Genomic DNA, 14,771 nt, shown 5'->3' with positions numbered 1-14,771 from the left:
AATATTTTGCGTGAATTAATCACGCTTTCTTCTTCTTGGTTTAAACTCACTTCTAGCTCGTCTTGGTCTTAATTTTTTATCAAAATCTTTTTCATCATTTCTTCTTGGACGTTCGTTATTATCTCTTCTTTTAAAGTTTCCACGTCTTGGATCATCTACTTGAATAATTTTACCTTTTAGCGAATTTTCAATAAAAGAGTTAAAAGTATTTCTTAAAATATAAGCCTTATCATGGTCAGGGAAAATTTCTGGAAGCTTGTAAGATAGCCATAAATAAAGTGATATTTTTTTAACTTCATCTTCAACTAAAAGCAAATCTTTTTGAGTTATTGCTTTTTTAGGCAGAGTAATAGAAGGTTTATAATTACAAACTTTTTGCTTTACAACAGCTGCTATATATGCTTCATAAGCTTGCAAAATAATTGGTGATTTTGTAGTAATTGGCGCTTGTGCTAGTAAATATTTATCTTCTAGTTTTAAATTAAATCTTGTATCTACAATTTTCGAAGCTGTTATCATTGAGGAAATATTAGCAGCTACAAAAGGTCCACTAAAATACATATTATCAGCAAAGTATTTTAATACTTTTGTAAGTGAATTTGTTTTTATATGAGAAGCTAAACTTTCAAGTTGTGAAGCATTTATCTTAACTCTAAAAGGTGGTTTTATAGTTCGCACTGGTTGTTTGAATTCTTCGCTTATATGCTTTAAAATATCACGTCTAGTTGCACCTAAAAATCCAGCTTCAAAGTGTCCGTATCTTCCAGCACGACCAGCTATCTGAACTATTTCATTTACATTTATTTTTCTTCTTGATACTCCATCAAACTTTGTATCAGTTGTAAAAAGTATTGTTTGAATGGGAAGATTTAAACCCATTGCAATTGCATCTGTTGCTATTAAAATCTGGCTTTTCTTTTCTCTAAATTTTCGCGCTTCATCACGTCTAACTTCAGGTGAAAGGTTTCCATATATTACAGAAACTGTATAATTCTTTTTTAGTCTATGACGAAGTTTTAAAACATCAGCACGAGAAAAAGCAATAAGAGCAGTTCCTTCTTTTAAATTATCTAAAGAAGTGTATTTTTCATTTACTTTAAGTTCTGTTTTTCTTTTGTGTCTTACTACTTCAAGCTCTTCGCCTAAATAAGTAGCTATTTTTTTAATAGCTTCAAGAGCATTTACACTTCCTGTCATAATCACTTTTTTAGCAGGACAACCAATAATTGCATTAACCCAAGCCCAACCTCTGTCAATATCTCCTAACATTTGAACTTCATCAATAACAGCCACATCAACATCTAAGTCATAATCAATCATTTCAATTGTTGAACATACATGAGCTGCATCTTCATTTAACATCTGTTCTTCACCAGTTATAAGTGAAGCATCTATGTTTTCTTTTTTTAAATCTTCATAACCTTCAAGGGCTAAAAGTCTTAAAGGTGCTAGATAAAGTCCAGAGTTTGCAACTTTTAATTTTTGCATTGCATTATATGTTTTACCTGAGTTTGTAGGTCCTACATAAAACTCTAGCTTTCTGTTTAAACTTCTTGCTAGCGGATATAATTCTTTTAAATCACAGTTTAATAAGCTGTGTAGTTGTTCTTGCCAATTTTCTTTCATGTGCGTATTATAATCAATTGAATATAATATCGCATTAAATAACTAAGGATAGTTGATGAATTGCGAATATTTTGGCAAATGTGGCTCGTGTACAATACATGATATTGGATATGAAGGCCAATTGGATTTTAAAATACAAAGAGAAAAAGAACGTTTCTCAAATTTTACAGACTTAAAAGATATTGATTTTGACATTATTAAAAGTGATGAGCAAAACTTCAGAAATAGAGCTGAATTTAAAATCTGGAAAAACTTTGATGAAAACGATAATGCAACACTATCTTATGCAATGACAAGTGTTGAAAAGAATGTATTAGAAATAAACTCATGCCAAATAGTAAGCCTTGATATTGCAAACTTAATGCCAAGACTTTTAGAAGAGATACAAAAAAATAAAATACTTTCATTTAAACTATTTGCAATAGAGTTTTTAAACTCAACAACAGGCAATATGCTTGTAACTTTAATCTATCATAGAAAACTTGAAGAGGATTGGAATACTCTAGCATTAGAATTATCAAAAAAGTTTAATATCAAAATAATCGGTCGTTCAAGAAAACAAAAAGTAATTCTAGAAAATGATTATATAGATGAAAAACTAAACATCAATAATACAAACTATAACTTTAGATATATAGAAGGTGGATTTACACAACCAAACTCAAAAGTAAATGTTGGAATGATTGAATGGGTTTTAAATAATATAAAAGACTCAAGAGATGACCTTTGTGAACTTTACTGTGGTGGTGGAAACTTCACAATCCCTCTTTCTAGTAAGTTTAGAAAAGTTCTAGCAACTGAAATATCAAAAACATCAATCAAATCTGCAAAAACAAACTGTGAGTTAAATAACAATACTAAAATTGAGTTTATAAGAATGAGCGCAGAAGAGTTTGTAGAAGCTTTAGAAGAAAAAAGAGTATTCTCAAGACTTAAAGATGTAGATTTAAAAGCTTATGATTTTGATTCTATTTTTGTTGACCCTCCTAGAGCTGGACTTGATGATACGACAAGAGCATTGGTTAAAAACTTCGATCAAATCATATATGTTTCATGTAATCCTGAAACTTTACATAGAGATTTAGAAGAATTAACAAAAACACATGAAATAGTTAATTTCGCACTATTTGATCAGTTTTCATATACACATCATATTGAATCAGGTGTAATTTTAAAAAAGAAATAAAAGACACAATTTAATTAATCTAAATTTAAGAATTGGTGTGTCATAATTTTATTATACAAATTAGGTATCGATTGATTCCGAAGAAGAAGATTCTATTTTCTTCTATGCTTGGTAAAACAAGAAGGTTGTTAAGTGTGATTTATTCACAATGACGTCATAACTAAAAAGGATTTATTATGATTATTAATACTAACGTTTCATCAATTACTGCTCAAGAAGCAGCTACAAATACTGGTAAAAGTATCTCAAGTTCATTAGAAAAATTATCTACTGGTCTTAAAATTAACAAAGCAGCAGACGATGCTTCTGGTTTAGCAATTGCTGATAAACTTAGAACTCAAGCTACATCAATTAACCAAGGTGTTGACAACGGTAACTCAGCTGTTACTTTACTTCAAATTGCTGATAAATCTATGGCTGAACAATCATCTATTCTTGATACTGTTAAAGCTAAATTAATTCAAGCAAATACTGATACTACATCTGATGATGGTAGAGAATCTATTAGAAAAGATATTACTAAACTATTAGAACAATTAGATAATATTGCTGAGCAAACTAACTATAATGGTACTGCTTTACTTCAAGCTGATGTTGGTGAGACAACAACAGCTATAGGTGCTCAAGCGGGATTAACATTCCAAATTGGTGAAAGTAATGCTGATACAATTTCAACTGCTACTATTCAAGCAAATACTACTGGTCTTTCTTTAGGTGGTTTAACAACTCTAACTGCAGCTGATAGTTTAACTTCTACTTTAGCATCATCGCTACAGGCAAAAGTTGATGATGCAATAACAACACTAAATGGATATAGAGGAGACATCGGGTCTACTCAAAACCAAGTTGAATCTGCTGTTACTAACTTAATGACTCAGGCTACTAATGTTGCTGCAGCTGAATCTATTATTAGAGATGTTGATTATGCAGAAGAATCTGCGAATTTTAACAAACAAAACATTATTTCTCAAGCTGGTTCATATGCAATCAGTCAGGCAAATTCTGTTCAACAAAATGTATTAAAACTATTACAATAGTAATCTTTTATAACAAATTTAAAAACCTAAGTTATTTTAACTTAGGTTTTTTTATATCTTCTAAATACTTTACACATCATTTAATCTAAATTTAAGAATTGGTGTGTCATAATTTTATTATACAAATTAGGTATCGATTGATTCCGAAGAAGAAGATTCTATTTTCTTCTATGCTTGGTAAAACAAGAAGGTTGTTAAGTGTGATTTATTCACAATGACGTCATAACTAAAAAGGATTTATTATGATTATTAATACTAACGTTTCATCAATTACTGCTCAAGAAGCAGCTACAAATACTGGTAAAAGTATCTCAAGTTCATTAGAAAAATTATCTACTGGTCTTAAAATTAACAAAGCAGCAGACGATGCTTCTGGTTTAGCAATTGCTGATAAACTTAGAACTCAAGCTACATCAATTAACCAAGGTGTTGACAACGGTAACTCAGCTGTTACTTTACTTCAAATTGCTGATAAATCTATGGCTGAACAATCATCTATTCTTGATACTGTTAAAGCTAAATTAATTCAAGCAAATACTGATACTACATCTGATGATGGTAGAGAATCTATTAGAAAAGATATTACTAAACTATTAGAACAATTAGATAATATTGCTGAGCAAACTAACTATAATGGTACTGCTTTACTTCAAGCTGATGTTGGAAGTGCTACGGCTGCAATAGCTGTTCAATCAGGATTAACATTCCAAATTGGTGAAAGTAATGCTGATACAATTTCAACTGCTACTATTCAGTCAAATACAACAGGTCTTTCATTAACTACTTTAGCATCAATAACTACTGCTGCTTTTAATAGTGCAGCAGCTTCTGGATTCCAAACTACAATTGATGATGCAATAACAACACTAAATGGATATAGAGGAGACATCGGGTCTACTCAAAACCAAGTTGAATCTGCTGTTACTAACTTAATGACTCAGGCTACTAATGTTGCTGCAGCTGAATCTATTATTAGAGATGTTGATTATGCAGAAGAATCTGCGAATTTTAACAAACAAAACATTATTTCTCAAGCTGGTTCATATGCAATCAGTCAGGCAAATTCTGTTCAACAAAATGTATTAAAACTATTACAATAGTAATCTTTTATAACAAATTTAAAAACCTAAGTTATTTTAACTTAGGTTTTTTTATATCTTCTAAATACTTTACACATCATTTAATCTAAATTTAAGAATTGGTGTGTCATAATTTTATTATACAAATTAGGTATCGATTGATTCCGAAGAAGAAGATTCTATTTTCTTCTATGCTTGGTAAAACAAGAAGGTTGTTAAGTGTGATTTATTCACAATGACGTCATAACTAAAAAGGATTTATTATGATTATTAATACTAACGTTTCATCAATTACTGCTCAAGAAGCAGCTACAAATACTGGTAAAAGTATCTCAAGTTCATTAGAAAAATTATCTACTGGTCTTAAAATTAACAAAGCAGCAGACGATGCTTCTGGTTTAGCAATTGCTGATAAACTTAGAACTCAAGCTACATCAATTAACCAAGGTGTTGACAACGGTAACTCAGCTGTTACTTTACTTCAAATTGCTGATAAATCTATGGCTGAACAATCATCTATTCTTGATACTGTTAAAGCTAAATTAATTCAAGCAAATACTGATACTACATCTGATGATGGTAGAGAATCTATTAGAAAAGATATTACTAAACTATTAGAACAATTAGATAATATTGCTGAGCAAACTAACTATAATGGTACTGCTTTACTTCAAGCTGATGTTGGAAGTGCTACGGCTGCAATAGCTGTTCAATCAGGATTAACATTCCAAATTGGTGAAAGTAATGCTGATACAATTTCAACTGCTAATATTCAGTCAAATACAACAGGTCTTTCATTAACTACTTTAGCATCAATAACTACTACTGCTTTTGATAGTGCAGCAGCTTCTGGATTCCAAACTACAATTGATGATGCAATAACAACACTGAATGGATTTAGAGGAGACATCGGGTCTACTCAAAACCAAGTTGAATCTGCTGTTACTAACTTAATGACTCAGGCTACTAATGTTGCTGCAGCTGAATCTATTATTAGAGATGTTGATTATGCAGAAGAATCTGCAAACTTTAACAAACAAAACATTATTTCTCAAGCTGGTTCATATGCAATCAGTCAGGCAAATTCTGTTCAACAAAATGTATTAAAACTATTACAATAGTAATAATATATTTTTATCTTATTAAACCTAAGTCTTTATGACTTAGGTTTTTTTATTCCTTCTAAATATCGTAGATAATCATTTAATAAAACTTCGCATTGACTAAAAAATATTTCTTTTATTTTTTGTACTTTTTTCTTTTCTTTCTTAAGTTTTCTATCGTTAAACATATATTCTAAATAGTTTAACGATATATCAAAATAGTTTTTGAATACAGCTGACAGAAGAGTTGTATTCTCATTTTTTAAGGCTAACAAATAAATAAGTTTTCTAATTCCTAAGTGAAAGCTTCGATAGTCTTCAAATTCTTTTTTTCGACAATCATTAAATTCACTAAATATAGTTACTTTTATATAAGAAATCTCATTTTCAATTTTCTGAATATCTCCTAAAACAAATATGTTAGTTTCTGAATTATGTAAAAGAAGATTATATAAATCATCTTTATTTATAGATAAACTGTTAAAACTATTACAATTAGTATCTTCAGTTTTTAAAGGTATTGTATTAATAAAAAAAGCTCCATGCGTTGATAAATTGTAAATTGTATTATCATTATTCTTTTTTTCTATTAAAATTCTATTTAAAGATTTTATTGATGCATTAAATAATGATGTAGTTAAAACTTTTTCATTGAAATTTCCCTTTACTTTAATAATCCCTGTTTGTAAACCAAAAGTACTTCTATCTGATAAATCTAACTTTTCGATATCATAATTACTTTTATTTGAATCACTAGTGCTGCCATGTGTATCTCCAGTACTTTGATTTAAAGCAAGATCTAGTCCAATAAGGTAAAGATTTTTTACATTCATATTTAATAATATATATACTGATTTTTCTCCTACACTATAAGCATCCATTGGAGCTTCATTTCCAAAATAAGAAAACATAATTTCGTATAAAAATAATTTCTGGTTACTGAATCTATTTAGTAACCTTTCATCAGTCATGGTAGATGCTAATATAATTGTATTATCATTAATCAAATCTACGTTCTCTTGTGAAAATTGTTTTTCACCTAAAGACCTATAACTTGAATCTAGAGTAATTATCATATCTACTCTTATTCCATTTTCAATTAATGTTTTGTAAGCAGCCCCCACTGTAACTATATAAAATTTATCTTGGTTGCTTTTTATCCATTCTAACTTCTCATGAAAAGACGGGCCAGCTGCAACAAAAAGAACAGGCGATTCATTAAAAATATCATATACTTTTTCTTTTTTAAATTCTAAGATATTATAATTTCCTATTTTTCTTGAGATATTTCGCATAAGTGTGTATTGTATTCTATTATAATCAAAAGAAGTAGGTTTATTAATTACGATATAAGTTAAAAAGGCATCAACATATTCTTGAATATTCATTCCTGTTGATGAAAGTTTTATTAGATAATTTGAGAAAGGATTATTTATACCAATAAACTCTTCAATTTTTCGTTGCAAATCTTCTTCTTCATCCATGATAGAAAAAATAACACCTTGTTTCTTAGCTAGATTTTTATAATCATTTACAAATAAAGAAAGTCTAAATAATTCTAAATTCCTTTCACATACAAAATAAGAAGAAGCATCAACTTTCTCTGCAATTGGGTTAATATGACGCCCTAAAATAGTACCAAAAAAAATAAATTTATCAACCTTTTTCAACTTCGTACTATGTTCCTCTTTTTCAAAAACATTAATATATTCTAAGATATTATTTCTTACTAATTGTATTGATTCATCTACATCTTGTAAAGACTCTTTCATTTCAACTACTCTATTATTATCAAATCTTTTGAATGATATATTATAAATTGCTTTCTCTAAAGTCTTAATAGTATTTTTATTATCAAGACTAATATTATCTTTCATCTTATTGTTAATTTTCTTAGGGTTTCTATTATATAAATATTTATCATTTTTAAGGTCATAAATATCAAAATCACCATTTTCCTCAACAAATTCCAATCTATATTTTTCTAAATATTGTCCATTTTCTATTGCAAAAGATAATGAATCTATCTTTTCATAAAGACTCTTATCATATTCACTTAAAAAAGTAAGATTTGATAAATATGTATTTACTAATGATTCTTGTAATTTTTGTTGTAATTCATTTTCTGCCATTTTTAATTCCCATTGTTTTCTAAAAGTTTTTTTATTTCTGAGTGAAATATATTTAATTCATCTTCTAAGTTTTTTGTAATAAATTTATAATTATCACTAATCTCTTTTTTATTATTTAAACTATACTCAATTAATTCAGTAAATTTTTTTTCAAAATTATCATTATTATTTATATCTACGAAGTTTTCTTTTAAAGATAATTCTTCATATAAATATTTTACTTGAGGGTAATTTACAATGCCAATTGAAGGAACACCTAATCCAATTGCACAAACATTTGAATGAAACCTATTCCCTAAAATTAAATCACATTTACTATATAAATCAAATATATATTCAGACGATTTCTCTCCATGAAGATAAGGAGATACAGTTATTCTTTTTCTTGCAAAATCATCTGGAAAGGAATGAACAAAATCTGATATAGTTGCTATGTCTTTATAAATATGCGGGAATAAAACTAAATTTACTTTTTCATCTTTATCCATAATATTTTTAAGCATATTAGAAAACTTCTTAGTAAACTCTTCATATGAAATATTTGAATACCTTCCATCAAGCATATCGCCAGCAATATTTATACCAATATTTCTATTTTCAAGCTCTATTTCAGGATGGCTTGTATCTTTAATATCTACAAAAAAACCACCATCAGCAACCCTATGTATTCTATTTGAATACTCTTCCCCTAGATTCTTTTTTATTGTGTTAAAAGAACCATCATTTCTTACAGAAACCAAGAACTGCTCTTTATTAGATAATACATAATCTAAAAATGCCCTAAATTTATCTAAACAACCTTTTCCTATACCTTGTCCTTCATCACAGCCAAGAGCATAAAAAACAGTAGGAGTATTAATAGCTTTTAATTTTTCTACACTAATATCTATTGATGTTCCTGTAGATGAGTTTTCAACCCATAGCTCAAAATAGTTTCCACCGCCAACAAGAAATAAGTCGAACTCATTTACATAAGATACAAAATCATCATCAAAGAATCTTTTCTTCCAATAAAACTCTCTTATTTCTAAATTAGTAAACTCTAAATCATAGTTTTTCAAATTCTGCGAAAGCTTTTTTCTTGTTCCTGACATATTTGCATTATCTCCGATGTTACCTTCAAAACTAGCTAATTGTAAAACTCTAATTTTTTTCATCTAATTGCCTTTCAATATGTTTCAAATCTTCAATGGTATCAACATCAAAACTTTTCTCTTTTGACATCTCAAAAGATACTGTTTTATCAGTATAAAAACTATCTCGTTCTAAAAATTCTTCTACTTCTATAATATAAATTGCACCATTACTAAGATAGGTTTTAGGTAAATCTTGTCTTCTTTGGAAAGGAAAACTATTATTTGAAACCCCTTGCATAAACCCATCACTGTTTAGCATAAAAGCTTTCAAGATTTTATTATCATAAAGAGTAACACTGATTAATGCGCTTGCCTCTTTTTCAAATAACTTTTCAAAAGCCATATCAATATCTTTTTCATCACGCAAAGGAGAAGTTGGTTGAAGAAGAACAACATAATCAAATTCAAAATCCTCTTTTTTCAAATACTGAAGAGCATGAAAAACAACACATTCACTTGAAGCTTCATCATTAGAGAACTCTTCTGGTCTTTTAATAGTTTGAGCATTATAATTCTTCGAAATGTCTAATATCTCTTCATCATCACTACTAACTACTGTTTTTGAAATATATTTTGATTTTAAACTTGATTCTATAGTCCAAGCAATTAAAGGTTTGCCTTTTAAGTCTATAATATTTTTTCGAGGCAGTCCTTTAGAACCACCCCTTGCAGGGATAACTGATAATACCCTTTTAGTCATCTGTCCCATCTTTTGTTACAGTATGTCTTAATTTCCATTCACCATCTTCTTCTTTCCAAATATGAGGAGACCGATGTTTATTAACTGTATCCCAAAACTCTTCTTCTGTAGTATCAATATACTCTAAGAACTCTTCAAAGAATTTTGAAGGAAACTCAGTATCATATTTCTTTACTAAGTATGCGGCCTCTTCCCTTGTAATTTTTCCATTTCTTACTTCTTGTGCTGCATCATAAGTACATCTTCCAATACCAAACTTTATAAGTGTAGTAAAATAATGAAAGGGATCTATCTTATCATCAATACTACTATATTTAGAGTAACTACCTTCCGTTCTCTCTGTATTTGGCTGAAAACCAGTATTATCTACTGCATAATAAAAACACTCTTGAGGGTCCCATTTTAAATAATAGCCTAAATAGTGTACCTCAACACCAGCCTCAATTAAGTCCTCTTTATTAGGAGCTATATATGGAGCAAAATCATCTTTAGTATATCTTCCACTATCAATATACTCCTTCATACTTATTCCACCAAACTTCATCTCTAAAGCATCATCAGCAGAGAAAAAATCCATATTCATGATAGGATTAGTATTTTCTTCAATTGCATTTCCATACTCTGCTTGATTTTCACCATACATTACTAATTTTACACCAAACTTTTTAGCCATTGCTGGACCAATAATTCTTTGTCCTACAATAAATGGCTGGAAAGGGTGCAATAGATTATGAAAAGCATTTTTTGTCATTTCCCTATGAAGTTTTCCATTAGGAGTATATAAGAAGTTGTCAAGTCCTCCCGTATGCATCCACTCTTGAAAGTTCTTCCAGCCAATATCTGTATATAAATGAGGAGCCCAAGTAACAGTTAAAGGATTCATTCCATACTTATACTTTAATACATGTGCCGTATAAGCACTATCTTTTCCTCCACTTCCTGGAACAATCACATCATAAGAACCATCTGTACTTCTAAACTTTGATAGTAGTTTTCTTAATTTATCATCTCTTTCATCCCAATCAATTCCCATCTCTTTTTCTTCATGAAAAACACAAGCAGAACAAACATCATCTTCATTAAAATTAATTACTTTTTTCTTCTCACCTTTTTCATTTTTAAACTCAACAGTTGAACTTGGTCTTTGATTAGATATCACACATTTTTTACAAAACTTAACTTCATTTGGTAAGCCATAATACGCTTCAAGTTTTTCTTCCATTAATTCTTTCCTACCATTTCAATAAAATTTTTTATAATTTTCAAACCTAAACTAGCACTTTTTTCTGGATGAAATTGACACCCATAGATATTACCTTTTTTTATTGTAGAGCAAAACTTGTTATCACAATAATCTGTATAAGATAATACCAAACTATCATCCTCAGGAATACAAGCATAAGAATGTACAAAATATACATCAGAAGAGTTTGGAATATCACTGAATATTGTATTTTCCCAAAGATTAATATCCTCAGTAAAAATCTCATTCCAACTTATATGAGGTAACTTTACTTTCTCATCTTTAGTTAATATCTCTACAGTTCCAGAAATTATATCAAGACCTTTTGTCTCTGAGAATTCATAGCTTTTAGAAAAAAGTAGTTGCATTCCTAAACAAATACCTAAAAAAGGTTTATCTTTACTTGCATACTCTTTTAGAACCTCAACAAGCCCTTTTTTCTCCAAGTTCTTCATTCCTTGAGAGAAAGCACCAACTCCTGGTAGAACTACTGCATCAGCAGAAAGAATAACATCCCTATCACTTGATAAAATCAACTCCACACTATGATGTTTAAATGCATTTATTATACTTTTTATATTTCCAATATCATAATCAACTATTACAATCTTTTTATTCATCTAGTTAGTACTCCATTTGAGTTACAATAACCTTTTATATTCTCTAATGTTTCAATATTGTAATGAAGCACAGAAGCTATAGCTGCAGCATCAATTTTTTCATTTTTTAATACTTTTAAAACATCTTTTTTATTTCCTGCACCACTTGATGCAATTGTAGGAATAGAAACAGCACTTGATATGGCTTCATTTAGTTCTAAATCAAATCCTTTTTTTGTTCCATCTTTATCAACAGAAGTAACTAGTATCTCACCAACTCCTAATTTTTCAACCTCTTTAGCCCACTCTATAGCATCTAAACCTGTGGGTTCTCTTCCATTGTCAATATAGACTTCCCATTTATTTTTATCTATTTTTTTTGCAACAATTGAAGAGACAATACATTGACTACCAAAAACTTTTGACATTTTTGTAAGAAAACTAGGATCTTTTACAGCTTGTGTATTTATTGCAACCTTATCAGCGCCAACATTTAGAAGTTCTTTAATATCTTCTTCTTTTCTAATTCCACCACCAACAGTTATTGGAACAAAAATATTTTCACAAGCCATCTCAATAATATGACTTAAACTATTTCTATCATAATAAGCTGCAACAGCATCCATAAATATTATCTCATCAATACCTTCATCATAATATTTTAGTGCTAATTCATTAGGATTACCAAGCTTTCTTAATCCTTCTAATTGGATACCTTTTACAACAAATTCATTTTTAACATCAATTCGAGAAATTACTCTTTTTTTATTCACTAGAAAATCTCCAAGAATTGTTTTTGTTGTTTTATTTTCCAAAACTCTTTATTTTTTAAAAGTTCAATAAATTGTTCATCACTAGTTCCATCACCAAACTCTGTTTTTGAACTACCTACAAATTTCTTATCTTTCATCTGTTCTATTGCCTCTAATATGGACTCTTTTTTATAGTCACAATTGATGATGTTTTTATTATCTTTAACTCTATTACTTTGTCTCGTTCCTATATTTATAGATGGTATTTTATAATATGGAGCTTCTCTTAATGCTGCACTTGAGTTTCCTATCATAAATCTTGAATTATTCAATAGGGCTAAAAAATATTCAAATCTTAAAGAAGGAAAAACTCTAAACTTATCATTATCTTTTAAGACTTCCATCTCATGTAATATTTCATTACTACCTAAATCATTATTAGGATATATTACTACAAAATTTAAGTTTGATTCTATTACTGCATTCACTAAATTTTTTGTATATTTTCTCATCTGTTTGTACTCAGTAGTAACAGGGTGAAACATCAAAATTGCAAATTCATCAAAATCTATCTCATAATATTTTTGTACAGTTGGCATCTTAGGGAGTTTTCGAGGATTCATTAAATCCAAATCAGGGGAGCCTATTATATGTATTGATTTTTCATATTCACCCATCTGAATTAATCTTCTTTTAGCTTCAGGATTAGCTACTAAATGAATATGAGAAAGCTTACTAACTGAGTGTCTTATAAGTTCATCGATAGTTCCAGATATCTCTCCACCTTCAACATGAGCTACTAAAATATTGTTTAAGCTTCCAACTATTGCTCCCGCTAAAGCTTCAACCCTATCCCCATGAACTATAATCAAATCAGGTTCTAACTCTGCTATATAATGAGAGAAACCATCAACTGTTTTAGCTAAAGTTCTATCCATATGTTCAATAGTATCATGATTTATAAATTGGTAAATGTTTTCAAATCCAGATTTAAATACCTCATCAACAGTTTTTCCATACTTTGAATTCATATGCATGCCAGTAACAAAAATATGCACATCAAAAGCGTTACTATCCTGAGTGATTTTCATTAAAGATTTTAGTTTACCAAAATCTGCTCTAGTACCAGTGAGAAAAACAATTTTTTTATTCATTAATATCTTCCCATTTTAGATGAGTATCATTTAAAATATCTTTATTAACTTTTTTTCCTAATAGTTCCTCATAATGTTCGGCTTTTATTTCTCCCGTGCCAGGTCTTTTCACCCAAATATTTTCTTTTGTTAAAACTTCGCCTTTTTTAATAGGATTAATAGTTACAACAGTAGCAAAAGCAAAGTCTATTGTTACTTGTTCTTCTTTTGCAGCCTCTTTTTTCCCACCTCTCATTTTTCTAATTTCATCTGAACCAATAAGAAGCTCTTTTAAAGAAATAGGATCCATAGAGTTTATAATATCAGGACCTTTTCTATCCATTCTATCAGTAAAATGTCTCTCTAAAATATTAGCTCCTAAAGCAACAGCTGAAAAACAAGCTAAGTTTGAAGTGGTATGGTCAGATAATCCAACCTCGGCATTGGGGAATTCTTTTTTAAGCTCTTGCATCGCACCAAGTCTTACTAAATGAGAAGGAGTAGGATAAATATTTGTTGTATGTAATAATGCATAATCTATATTATGTTTTTCCAAAATTTTAACAGTTTTTTTAACTGACTCAAGATCATTCATCCCTGTACTTACAACCATTGGTTTTCCAAATGATGCAATATGTTCAATTAAAGGATAATTATTACACTCTCCTGAACCAATTTTATATGCCTTAACATTCATTCTCTCTAGTCTATCAGCTGCAGCTCTTGAAAAAGGAGTACTTATAAATATCATACCTTTAGATTCAATATATTCTTTTAATTTTGTTTCATCTTCTTCATTTAATGCACAACGTTCCATTATTTCATAAATAGAAACATCTGCATTTCCTGGAATTACCTTTTTTGCTTCAGCACTCATCTCATCTTCAACAACATGAGTTTGATGTTTTATAATTTCTGCACCCGATTTCCATGCTGCATCGACTAATTCATAAGCAACTTCTATCGAACCTTCATGATTAATACCAATTTCAACTATTACTAATGGAGGATTATTTTCATCTATTATTCTGTTTTCTATTTTCAT

The 14,771-nt window shown here is 29.2% G+C and carries 13 protein-coding genes; 4 read left to right on the top strand and 9 right to left on the bottom strand.

Annotated elements, in window-relative coordinates; all coding sequences use genetic code 11:
- Window positions 1–15: 15 nt before the first annotated feature.
- A complete protein-coding gene (locus D3Z07_RS10650; RefSeq protein WP_122893855.1) occupies window positions 16–1,626 on the bottom strand; it encodes a helicase-related protein in 1,611 nt (536 codons plus the stop codon).
- Window positions 1,627–1,681: 55 nt separating this feature from the next.
- Between D3Z07_RS10650 and trmA the strand changes: the two genes are divergently transcribed.
- From trmA to D3Z07_RS10630, 4 genes are all read left to right on the top strand, one after another.
- On the top strand, window positions 1,682–2,812 hold the full coding sequence (trmA, locus tag D3Z07_RS10645) for a tRNA (uridine(54)-C5)-methyltransferase TrmA (RefSeq protein WP_122893854.1): 1,131 nt from the start codon (window positions 1,682–1,684) through the stop codon (window positions 2,810–2,812).
- Between the two features lie 176 nt (window positions 2,813–2,988).
- Window positions 2,989–3,849, top strand: a complete 861-nt coding sequence (locus tag D3Z07_RS10640) for a flagellin N-terminal helical domain-containing protein (RefSeq protein ID WP_122893853.1) — start codon at window positions 2,989–2,991, stop codon at window positions 3,847–3,849.
- Window positions 3,850–4,091: 242 nt separating this feature from the next.
- Window positions 4,092–4,949 (top strand): flagellin N-terminal helical domain-containing protein, encoded by an 858-nt coding sequence (locus D3Z07_RS10635; protein ID WP_122893852.1) that lies wholly within the window; start codon window positions 4,092–4,094, stop codon window positions 4,947–4,949.
- A gap of 242 nt (window positions 4,950–5,191) precedes the next feature.
- On the top strand, window positions 5,192–6,049 hold the full coding sequence (locus D3Z07_RS10630) for a flagellin N-terminal helical domain-containing protein (protein ID WP_122893851.1): 858 nt from the start codon (window positions 5,192–5,194) through the stop codon (window positions 6,047–6,049).
- A 35-nt stretch (window positions 6,050–6,084) separates the two neighbouring features.
- On the opposite strand, the gene D3Z07_RS10625 is transcribed toward D3Z07_RS10630, so the two are convergent.
- From D3Z07_RS10625 to D3Z07_RS10590, 8 genes are read right to left on the bottom strand one after another with little or no spacing between them, the layout of a single operon-like run.
- On the bottom strand, window positions 6,085–8,163 hold the full coding sequence (locus D3Z07_RS10625; RefSeq protein ID WP_122893850.1) for a 6-hydroxymethylpterin diphosphokinase MptE-like protein: 2,079 nt from the start codon (window positions 8,161–8,163) through the stop codon (window positions 6,085–6,087).
- Window positions 8,164–8,165: 2 nt separating this feature from the next.
- On the bottom strand, window positions 8,166–9,320 hold the full coding sequence (locus D3Z07_RS10620; RefSeq protein ID WP_122893849.1) for a polysaccharide pyruvyl transferase family protein: 1,155 nt from the start codon (window positions 9,318–9,320) through the stop codon (window positions 8,166–8,168).
- Window positions 9,307–9,999 (bottom strand): acylneuraminate cytidylyltransferase family protein, encoded by a 693-nt coding sequence (locus tag D3Z07_RS10615; protein ID WP_122893848.1) that lies wholly within the window; start codon window positions 9,997–9,999, stop codon window positions 9,307–9,309. The genes D3Z07_RS10620 and D3Z07_RS10615 overlap by 14 nt, the downstream gene beginning before the upstream one ends.
- The gene (locus D3Z07_RS10610; RefSeq protein WP_122893847.1) at window positions 9,992–11,221 is read right to left on the bottom strand and encodes an N-acetyl sugar amidotransferase; all 1,230 of its coding nucleotides are present in this window, start codon (window positions 11,219–11,221) and stop codon (window positions 9,992–9,994) included. The genes D3Z07_RS10615 and D3Z07_RS10610 overlap by 8 nt, the downstream gene beginning before the upstream one ends.
- Window positions 11,221–11,862, bottom strand: coding sequence for an imidazole glycerol phosphate synthase subunit HisH (gene hisH, locus D3Z07_RS10605; protein ID WP_122893846.1), 642 nt, complete (start codon window positions 11,860–11,862; stop codon window positions 11,221–11,223). The genes D3Z07_RS10610 and hisH overlap by 1 nt, the downstream gene beginning before the upstream one ends.
- Complete coding sequence (hisF, locus tag D3Z07_RS10600; protein ID WP_122894220.1) at window positions 11,859–12,614, bottom strand: imidazole glycerol phosphate synthase subunit HisF; 756 nt, start codon at window positions 12,612–12,614, stop codon at window positions 11,859–11,861. The genes hisH and hisF overlap by 4 nt, the downstream gene beginning before the upstream one ends.
- On the bottom strand, window positions 12,614–13,747 hold the full coding sequence (neuC, locus tag D3Z07_RS10595) for a UDP-N-acetylglucosamine 2-epimerase (protein ID WP_122893845.1): 1,134 nt from the start codon (window positions 13,745–13,747) through the stop codon (window positions 12,614–12,616). The genes hisF and neuC overlap by 1 nt, the downstream gene beginning before the upstream one ends.
- Window positions 13,740–14,771 carry an N-acetylneuraminate synthase family protein gene (locus D3Z07_RS10590; RefSeq protein ID WP_122893844.1) on the bottom strand — a complete coding sequence of 344 codons (1,032 nt, stop codon included), beginning with the start codon at window positions 14,769–14,771 and terminating at the stop codon, window positions 13,740–13,742. Before D3Z07_RS10590 ends, neuC begins: the two co-directional genes overlap by 8 nt.

This window comes from Arcobacter peruensis, assembly GCF_003711085.1.
Lineage (GTDB): Bacteria > Campylobacterota > Campylobacteria > Campylobacterales > Arcobacteraceae > Poseidonibacter > Poseidonibacter parvus.
Note: the sequence above shows the minus strand (reverse complement) of the source record. Positions and strands in the feature narration are given on the sequence as shown.